This is a genomic window from Neisseria weixii (genome assembly GCF_042658245.1).
GTDB classification, from domain to species: domain Bacteria; phylum Pseudomonadota; class Gammaproteobacteria; order Burkholderiales; family Neisseriaceae; genus Neisseria; species Neisseria weixii.
Window position 1 is genome coordinate 22164 of the sequence record NZ_JBHSPY010000025.1, and the last position, 8699, is coordinate 30862.

The 8699-nt window shown below is 50.6% G+C and carries 6 protein-coding genes and 1 other RNA gene; 4 read left to right on the top strand and 3 right to left on the bottom strand.

All coding sequences use genetic code 11. The features are described 5' to 3' along the window. Positions 1–6 precede the first annotated feature (6 nt). The 3 genes from ACFPVS_RS13760 to ACFPVS_RS10550 all read right to left on the bottom strand — a co-directional run bounded on the left by ACFPVS_RS13760 (position 7) and on the right by ACFPVS_RS10550 (position 5288). Positions 7–645 carry an urease subunit beta gene (locus ACFPVS_RS13760; RefSeq protein WP_465263263.1) on the bottom strand — a complete coding sequence of 213 codons (639 nt, stop codon included), beginning with the start codon at positions 643–645 and terminating at the stop codon, positions 7–9. A gap of 93 nt (positions 646–738) precedes the next feature. Further along, a complete protein-coding gene (gene ureA / locus ACFPVS_RS10545) occupies positions 739–1041 on the bottom strand; it encodes an urease subunit gamma (protein ID WP_096295524.1) in 303 nt (100 codons plus the stop codon). 416 nt (positions 1042–1457) lie between these two features. Further along, entirely contained in the window at positions 1458–5288 is a 3831-nt protein-coding gene (locus tag ACFPVS_RS10550) for a DUF3683 domain-containing protein (RefSeq protein ID WP_096295523.1), read from the bottom strand. Positions 5289–5623: 335 nt separating this feature from the next. Between ACFPVS_RS10550 and ffs the strand changes: the two genes are divergently transcribed. The 4 genes from ffs to dld all read left to right on the top strand — a co-directional run bounded on the left by ffs (position 5624) and on the right by dld (position 8151). After that, positions 5624–5720, top strand: an RNA gene (gene ffs / locus ACFPVS_RS10555) — signal recognition particle sRNA small type. A 62-nt stretch (positions 5721–5782) separates the two neighbouring features. Beyond that, a complete protein-coding gene (locus ACFPVS_RS10560; protein ID WP_096295522.1) occupies positions 5783–6013 on the top strand; it encodes a hypothetical protein in 231 nt (76 codons plus the stop codon). Next, positions 5976–6314 carry a hypothetical protein gene (locus ACFPVS_RS10565; RefSeq protein WP_378595747.1) on the top strand — a complete coding sequence of 113 codons (339 nt, stop codon included), beginning with the start codon at positions 5976–5978 and terminating at the stop codon, positions 6312–6314. The genes ACFPVS_RS10560 and ACFPVS_RS10565 overlap by 38 nt, the downstream gene beginning before the upstream one ends. Positions 6315–6459: 145 nt before the next feature. Next, positions 6460–8151, top strand: a complete 1692-nt coding sequence (dld, locus tag ACFPVS_RS10570; protein WP_378595748.1) for a D-lactate dehydrogenase — start codon at positions 6460–6462, stop codon at positions 8149–8151. Positions 8152–8699 lie beyond the last annotated feature (548 nt).

An 8699-nucleotide genomic window follows, 5' to 3' on the forward strand; every position in this document is an offset into this window, starting at 1 on the left:
ACCCGCCTACCCAATGCCGACGATGCGGCCGTCGCGAATACCGATGTCGGCTTTGACAATGCCGCTGTGGTCGATGATAACGACGTTGGTAATGACAAAATCCAGTACGTTCGGATTGGTACGGCCTTCGGTAGCCGACTGTGCCATGCCGTCGCGTACCGATTTGCCGCCACCGAATTTACATTCGTCACCGTGGGTGAGCAAATCGCGTTCGACTGTAGCGAAAAGGCAGGTGTCACCCAAGCGGATTTTATCGCCGACAGTAGGACCGTAGGTGGCGAGATATTGGGCACGTGGGATGTCGAGCGTGGTAGTTTCTGTGGTACATAGGAGTGGGGGAAGGCGTTTTCCAGAAGTTTGGTTACGAAAACCATGTAAAAGCCGTTTACCTCCGAATGCAACAAGCGTTACGGTTTTCTCTTCTCCCGGTTCGAAGCGTACGGCGTTGCCACTAGGGATGTTCAGACGGAAGCCTTCGGCTGCGGTGCGATCAAATGAAAGTGCGGGATTGGTTTCGGCAAAATGATAGTGCGAGCCGACCTGAATCGGGCGATCGCCGAGGTTGACTACTTTAATTATGCGTGTAGGCCTGTTACGGTTGGCAACAATATGGCCTTCAGCGGCTAGGTATTCTCCGGGAATCATAGGATTATCCTTTTTCTGGGATGTCGTTGCTACATTCCAAACGGTATGGACTGTAAGCATTGGGCAGTAAAGATTGCTGTATTTTTAAAATTTTCAGCGTATCGGACGGTGTACGGTAACGAGTTTTGTACCATCGGGAAAGGTGGCCTCAATCTGCATTTCGTCTATCATATCGGCAATACCTTCCACAACGTCGCCGTTGGTCAGCAAGGTCGTGCCGTATTCCATTAATTCGGCCACGCTCATGCCGTCGCGCGCGGCTTCTTGGAGATGGCTCGAGATATAAGTAATGGCTTCCGGATGGTTGAGCTTCAGGCCGCGGGCAAGGCGCTTAGCGGCGAGTTCGCCAGCCAGAAAAAGCATGAGTTTTTCTTGTTCTCGACTAGTAAGATGCATAAGAATAATCTTTTCGATTGGAAAATTGTTGACAATATATATTATATGAAAACTATTTTATCAATATTTAAAAAATTAAATATATAAAAAAAATATAGTGATAAATTATAGGTTGTCAACAATTTTCAATTTAAAAAATATTATTCATCTTGCAAGATTGATCAGACATGCGGCTGAATGTTGCAAAAAATGCCGTCTGAAAAAATCAAGACGGTCTTAAGCAGGTAGAAAAATGCAGGGATATAGAAAGATTTGATTGAAAGCAGAAATTTTTTGAGTGTTGGCAAAGATAGGGATCGGGATTAGAAATATGAAAGTAATTCAAGCCAACATCTGCTGATAATGTTGCAATCGTTGACAGAGGTTGGCTTGAAATTGTCTTGGTTTGAAGGGGTAAGTGAAATAATTTTTTCAGATTACAGCAGCACTTTTTCCACGCCGCCGTTGTTGGCTTTGTCGACAAACTCATTCAGCCAGTTGTCGCCCAGAATATGCTTGGCCATTTCGATGACGATATAATCGGCGGGTATGTCGTTGTCGTCGCGGTAGCGGCTTAAACCTTGCAGACAGGCCGGGCAGGAAGTGAGCATTTTCACCGGCTGGCCTTGCGGCAATTCTTTAAGGTTTTTCTCGATTTCTTCCTGTTTGCGGAATTTCACCTGCGAAGCGATGTCGGGGCGTTTCACGGCAAACATACCGGATTCGCCGCAACAGCGGTCGCTCAACACCACTTTTTGCCCCATCAATTCGCTGGCCATTTGGGTGGCGTTCATGGTTTTAATCGGGCTGTGGCACGGATCGTGATAGAGATATTGCTGGCCTTCCACACCGTCGAGTTTCACGCCTTTTTCCAATAAGAATTCGTGAATGTCGATGATGCGGCAGCCGGGAAAAATTTCCTCAAAGCGGTATTTTTCCAACTGGTCGTAACAAGTGCCGCAGCTGACGACCACGGTTTTGATGTCAAGATAATTCAGCGTATTGGCCATGCGGTGGAATGAGACGCGGTTATCCGTGCTCATCTGCTCGGCGCGGGCTTTGTCGCCGCCGGCATCTTGCGGATAACCGCAACACATATAGCCCGGCGGCAACACGGTTTGCACGCCGACATGCCACAGCATCGCTTGGGTAGCCAAACCGATTTGGCTGAACAACCGTTCGGAGCCGCAGCCCGGGAAGTAGAATACGGCTTCGCTGTCTTCGGCGGTTTGCGGGTTGCGGATAATCGGGATGCTTTTGTCGTCTTCAATGCCCAATAACGAGCGCGGTGTTTTGGCCGGTACGCCTTTAGGTAGCGGGCGGTTGATGAAGTGAATCACCTGCTCTTTAATCGTCGGCTTGTTGACGGTAGCGGCCGGTGCGGCTTTTTCTTTTTTCACAATCGGGAACATTTTGCCCAATTTATAGGCAAAGTTCTGCGCCGGAAAGCCAGTTTGAATCATCGCGCCACGCAACGCTTTAATGGCTTTCGGGTTGGTCGCGTTCAGAAACGCCATGCCCATGGCTGCAGCCGGCACGGTGGTGCTGTGGCCGGTTTCGTTCAGATAATTGCGAATGGCAACGGTCACGTCGCCGAAGTCGATATTGACCGGACACGGTTTTACGCAGCGGTGGCACACGGTGCAGTGATCGCCGATGTTGGTCAGCTCGTCAAAGTGCTTCAAAGACACGCCGCGGCGGGTTTGCTCTTCGTAAAGGAAGGCTTCGGTGAGCAGACCCACACCGAGAATTTTGTTGCGAGGGCTGTAAAGCAGGTTGGCACGCGGCACATGGGTCGAGCAGACCGGTTTGCATTTGCCGCAGCGCAAGCAATCTTTCACCGATTCGGCAATCGTGCCCAAAGACGATTTTTCCATAATCAGCGATTCGGCGCCGAGTAATTCAAACGACGGCGTGTAGGCGTTGCGCAGGTCGGCTCCTTTCATCAATTTGTGGCGGTTGAAGCGGCCTTCGGGGTCGACTTTGGCTTTGTAATCCCAAAACGGCTGCATGTCTTCATCGCTCAAAAATTCCATTTTGGTGATGCCGATACCGTGTTCGCCGGAAATTACGCCGTTTAAGCTGCGGGCGATTTTCATGATGCGGTCGACGGAATGATAGGCCGTCTGAAGCATTTCGGCATCGTCGGAATTGACCGGAATATTGGTGTGCACGTTGCCGTCGCCCGCGTGCATGTGCAGTGCGACAAACACGCGGCCGCGTACGATTCTACCGTGGATTTTGGCTAAGTCTTCGAGAATTCTCACGTCGGTTTTGCCGCTGAAAATTTCGCTCAAAGGTTTCATCACGTCGGATTTAATCGACACGCGCAAACGGAAATCGCGGAAGGCGATAAAGGAGCTTTCATCATCGCGGGCTTCCGGTTCGGAAAAAACCGCTTTGCCGTAACGCGCTTTATATTCGCCTAAAGGCGCATCGAGATTGGCCAGCAGCCATTCCCAGCGTTCTTTTACTGCGGAAACATGATTCAGTGCGTGGGTGGCGCGGTCGCCTAATAATTCTTTACTTGGCAAGTCGGTGCCCATGGCATCGACCGGCAGGCGGCCTTGCAGGTAATCGAGCAGGGCGGCGCACAGGGTCAGCTTGTTTTTAATCGACAATTCGATGTTGATGCGCTCGATACCGTCTGAATATTCGCCCAATCGCTCCAGCGGAATCACCACGTCTTCGTTGATTTTGAAGGCGTTGGTGTGTTTGGCGATGGCGGCGGTGCGGCTGCGGTCGAGCCAGAAGGTTTTGCGCGCTTCAGGGGTGATGGCGATAAAGCCTTCGCCTTCGCGTTTGCGCGTCATTTCGACCATGTGTTCGGCCACTTCCTGCACGGCTTGTTCATCATCGGAAACCACATCGGCGAGCAACACCATTTTCGGGCGGCCTTTGCCGGCGGCTTTGGTGGCATAACCGACTGCACGCACATAGCGCCAGTCGAGATGCTCCAAGCCGGCCAATTGCACTTTTTCATGGCCGAGCAGGTAATCGCGGATTTCAACGATGGAAGGAGTGGCGTTGGCAACGGTGCCGAAAAATTCCATGCAGACGGTGCGGGTGTGTTTCGGCATTTTATGTAATACAAAGGCCACGCTGGTGATGATGCCGTCGGTGCCTTCTTTTTGGATGCCCGGCAGGCCGCTCAAGAATTTGTCGGTCACGTCTTTGCCCAAGCCGACTTTGCGGAATTTGTGACCGGGGATTTCCAAGCGTTCGGTTTTGACAATGTTGTTACCGCTGGTGTCGAGCGTGTGTACATCGAAAATGGCAGTTTCTTCATCGTGGATTTTGCCGAAATTGTGGCGCACACGTTCGATGCGCTGCCACTCGCCTTTCGGATTGACCATTTGCCAGTAGGCCAGATTGTCGAGCGCGGTGCCCCACAATACGGCTTTTTTACCGCCTGCATTCATGGCAGCATTGCCGCCAACGGTAGAGGCATCGGCAGACGTCGGGTCAACGGCAAACACCAAACCGGCTTTGTGCGCGGTTTCTTCCACGCGGCGGGTTACCACGCCGGCGCCGCAATGGATAATCGGGTGCGTGCCGTCAAGGCCCGGCAGGGTGACGAATTGCACACCGTTGTGCAGATCGAGTTTTTCAGTATTGATGACCGCACTGTTGGCATCCAACGGAATCGCGCCGCCGGTGTAGCCTGTGCCGCCGCCGCGCGGAATAATCACCAAATCCAGCCCAATCAGCGCGCGCACCAAAGGCGCGACTTCGGCTTCGTTGTCGGGATTAATCACCACAAAAGGATATTCCACGCGCCAGTCGGTGGCATCGGTGACGTGGGTCACCCGTGCCAAACCGTCAAACATAATATTATGCGGCTTGGTAATTTGGCTCAAACGCTCAAGAATCTTTTTGCGTTTTTGCTTGGTGATGCCGAAGCTGGCATCAAAATTCTGTACCGCGGTCAGGGCAGATTGCACCAAGGTTTCGACTTGTTGGTTGTCATCGCGGCGGTTTTGAATTTCGGTTAAGCGGTGGCGCATTTCCCGCACCAAAGCTTCGCGGCGTTTAGGATGCTCAAGCAGGTCGTCGACCAAATAAGGATTGCGTACCACTACCCACATATCGCCCAATACTTCAAACAGCATACGTGCCGAGCGGCCGGTGCGGCGTTGGCTGCGCAAGCCTTGCAGAATCAGCCAAGCCTCTTCGCCCAGCAGGCGCTGAACGATTTCTTTGTCAGTGTAGGAAGTATAGTTGTAGGGAATTTCGCGCAGGCGCTGCGGAGCGGTGGTGGTCGTCATGATGAATGGTGTCCGTAGAAGGCTTGTCGTTACAGATACTTTTTTTGCTTTTGCGATTTTGCAAGGTGTTTTCAGCCGGTTAAGAATGTGTTAATGTAATTTATTTTTTATTGTTTTTCAATGAAAAATTGGTATTATTTTAGGACTGTTTTGTGCCGGAAAGAGAAGATTTAATCTGTTTGATTGTTGACAATTTGTCCGGTTTGACGGGTTAAACCGTCGGAAAAGAACGGGAATTGATGTTCAGACGGCCTTAAAATGAAAAACATTTGCGGGGTTATATGACGCACGGTATTGGTATTTTTACAAAAAGCCGTTATAATGGATTTTCTTACGGCGGGTCTCCCCGCATGGTTACTTGGAACACCGGGTCAGGGGCGGAAGCCAGCAGCCCACTCTGATGCGCCAGTGCCGGGGGTTGGGCTCGCCGCCTCATTCAAAAAAGCACCGCAGATTTTTAGTCTGCGGTGCTTTTGTTTGCTCGGAGGAGAAAGATGGGAAAAATCGGCGAGATAGATTGGGGCGGACTGTGGGTGAGGTTTGCTTTGTTCGGCGTGATGTTTCTATTGCTGGGCGTGCTGCTTACTTTGCGCTATTTTGATGTGGTGTTGGGCGAAGTTCAATTGCAGCAGCAGATTTACCGGGTAAAAGCACAGTGTGTTAAAAGCCGGGCGGTATGCGCGCGAGGTGGAAAACGTCCGTGTCGTGCTGGTGTTGCCGGATAAGGAGCGGTTACCGCTTAATTTGGAATTGAAAAGCCTTCCCGTAAGGCTGGCTCAGTTTCAAAAAGAAGGGCTGGAAGTCTTTCCTGCGGATGAAATACGCATAGTGCGGCTGCAACGGCATGCTTATTTTGTCGAAGCATTGCTGTATCACGACCAAGGGGTGGTGGTGGATTTTGTCAATCCGGATGTGCAGCAGCAGATGGAAGCGTTTCAACATCAAACTCGTAAAAGGGTGTCCGAACTGGTGATGATGGGCGGCGGGCTGGTGCTGTTTATCGGGGCGGCGGCATTTTGGCGCTAACGGCGCTGGTATTTAAGGCTTTAAAGCTTGCAGGCCGTCTGAAAGATGGTGTTCAGACAGCATGATGTCTTTGAACAGACGGTATTCGTGTTAACATACCGCGATGTAGAATGGTTTTAATCTCACGGTTGATAAGGAGAAAGCGATGACTGCTTCACAATTAATCCAAAGGCTGACGGAAGTCGTCGGCGAAAAATACATTTTAACTGACCCGAACAAAACTGAGCCTTACCGCCAAGGCTACCGTTTCGGCGAAGGGAGGGCGTTGGCAGTGGTACGGCCGGGAACATTGCTGGAGCAGTGGAAAATCTTACAGGCGTGTGTCGAAGCCGATGTGATTGTGATTACGCAGGCCGCCAATACCGGCTTGACCGGCGGTTCGACCCCCGACGGCAATGATTACGACCGCGATATTGTGATTGTCAACACCATGCGCATGAACATCATCCAGCCCATCAACAATAATGAGCAAGTGGTGTGCCTGCCCGGTTCGACCCTGAATCAGCTTGAGCTCTTGCTCAAGCCTTTAGGCCGTGAACCGCATTCGGTGATTGGTTCATCGTGTATCGGCGCATCAGTATTGGGGGGCGTATGCAACAATTCGGGCGGTGCACTGGTACAGCGCGGTCCGGCTTATACTGAAATGGCTTTGTTTGCGCAAATTAATTCAGACGGCCAATTGGAGTTGGTGAACCACTTGGGTATTGATTTGGGTGATACGCCGGAAGAGATTCTCACCAATTTGCAAGGTCATCATTATCAGCGTAAAGACATCACACAAAATGCCGGCAAAGGCCACGACCATGCCTATTGCGACCATGTGCGCCAAGTCGATGAACCGACCGCCGCGCGTTTTAATGCTGATCCGGCGCGTCATTATGAAGCATCGGGCTGTGCGGGTAAGTTGATGGTGTTTGCCGTGCGCTTGGATACCTTCCCGCAAGAGACAAAAACCGCGGTGTTCTACATCGGCACCAACGACATTAACGAGCTGACCGACATCCGCCGCGCGGCATTGGCCGATTTCAAATCCCTGCCGATTTCGGGCGAATATATTCACCGTGATGCCTTCAATATTGCGGAGATCTACGGCAAAGACACTTTTTATGTGATTAAGAAATTCGGTACGCACCAACTGCCGAAATTATTTGACTACAAAGCGCGCGCCGACCGCTTCAGCAAAAAATTATCCTTTCTGCCAAAACATTTCTCCGACAAAGCACTACAATGGGTGAGTAAATGGTTGCCGCAACATCTGCCGCAATCTTTGCTCAACTACCGCGACCAATACGAGCATCATCTGATCGTCAAAATGGGCGGCGGGGGCGTGGACGAAGCGCGTGCCTTTTTGAAAGATTATTTTGCCAACCACAGCGGCACGTATTTCGAATGTAATGCAGAAGAAGCGCAAGCAGCGATGTTGCACCGATTTGCCGTGGCTTCCGCTGCTATCCGTTATCGCGCGGTGCATGATGACGAAGTGGAAGATTTGGTCGCGCTGGATATTGCCCTGCGCCGTGACGACCGCGATTGGTATGAGCATTTGCCGAAAGAAGTCGACGACAAAATCATTCACAAGCTTTATTACGGCCACTTTATGTGCCACGTGTTCCATCAGGATTATGTGGTTAAAAAAGGCAACGACTGCATGGCTTTGGAGCATGAAATGTTGGCTGTGCTCGACCAGCGCGGTGCGCAATATCCGGCGGAGCATAATGTCGGCCATCTATACGAAGCCAAACCTGCGCTGAAACAGTTTTACCGCAAGCTCGACCCGACCAATAGCTTCAATCCGGGCATTGGGCACACGTCTAAGAAAAAAAACTGGGCGGAATAAGGTTTGCCCAATTTTAATGATAATAAGGCCGAGACCTTTGCGAAATCCCCATCTTTGACACATTTCTTTGCTATACGCTGCTCGAAAGCTTGCCTATCTAAATGATATGTCTGTGCTTTCTGTAATGCTCTAACTTTGAACTGTACTCAAATCGGGGGGGGGCAAAGGTCAGGCCGTCTGAAAGAAAAACTTTCAGATGGCCTGAGACCTTTGCCAAACCTCATGCACCACCAATAAAAAACCAAACAGCCGTCATTCCCGCGCAAGCGGGAATCCATCTTAAAATTTAAGAAACTTATTTTATTCAATAGGTTGCCATACTCAAAAATAGATTCCCGCCTGCGCGGGAATGATGTCGACTCTTTGTACAGTGGCTTTTCAGGAAGTTTTGCAAAGGTCTCGGCCTGATAAATGAATTCAAACAAAAAAGCTGCTTAAAAATTGAACTGCCCCCCAAAAAGCCGGACAGTTTAATCAAGCGGTTTTCAAGGACTGAATCCTGTACTGTACAGGACTCAGTCCTTTTAATTTGAGCTTAATCCTCTCGT

Bases quoted from the DNA above. Each gene is read 5' to 3' on its own strand.
- ACFPVS_RS13760 (WP_465263263.1), bottom strand. From the start codon at position 645: ATGATTCCCGGAGAATACCTAGCCGCTGAAGGCCATATTGTTGCCAAC.
- ureA (WP_096295524.1), bottom strand. From the start codon at position 1,041: ATGCATCTTACTAGTCGAGAACAAGAAAAACTCATGCTTTTTCTGGCT.
- ACFPVS_RS10550 (WP_096295523.1), bottom strand. From the start codon at position 5,288: ATGACGACCACCACCGCTCCGCAGCGCCTGCGCGAAATTCCCTACAAC.
- ACFPVS_RS10560 (WP_096295522.1), top strand. From the start codon at position 5,783: ATGGGAAAAATCGGCGAGATAGATTGGGGCGGACTGTGGGTGAGGTTT.
- dld (WP_378595748.1), top strand. From the start codon at position 6,460: ATGACTGCTTCACAATTAATCCAAAGGCTGACGGAAGTCGTCGGCGAA.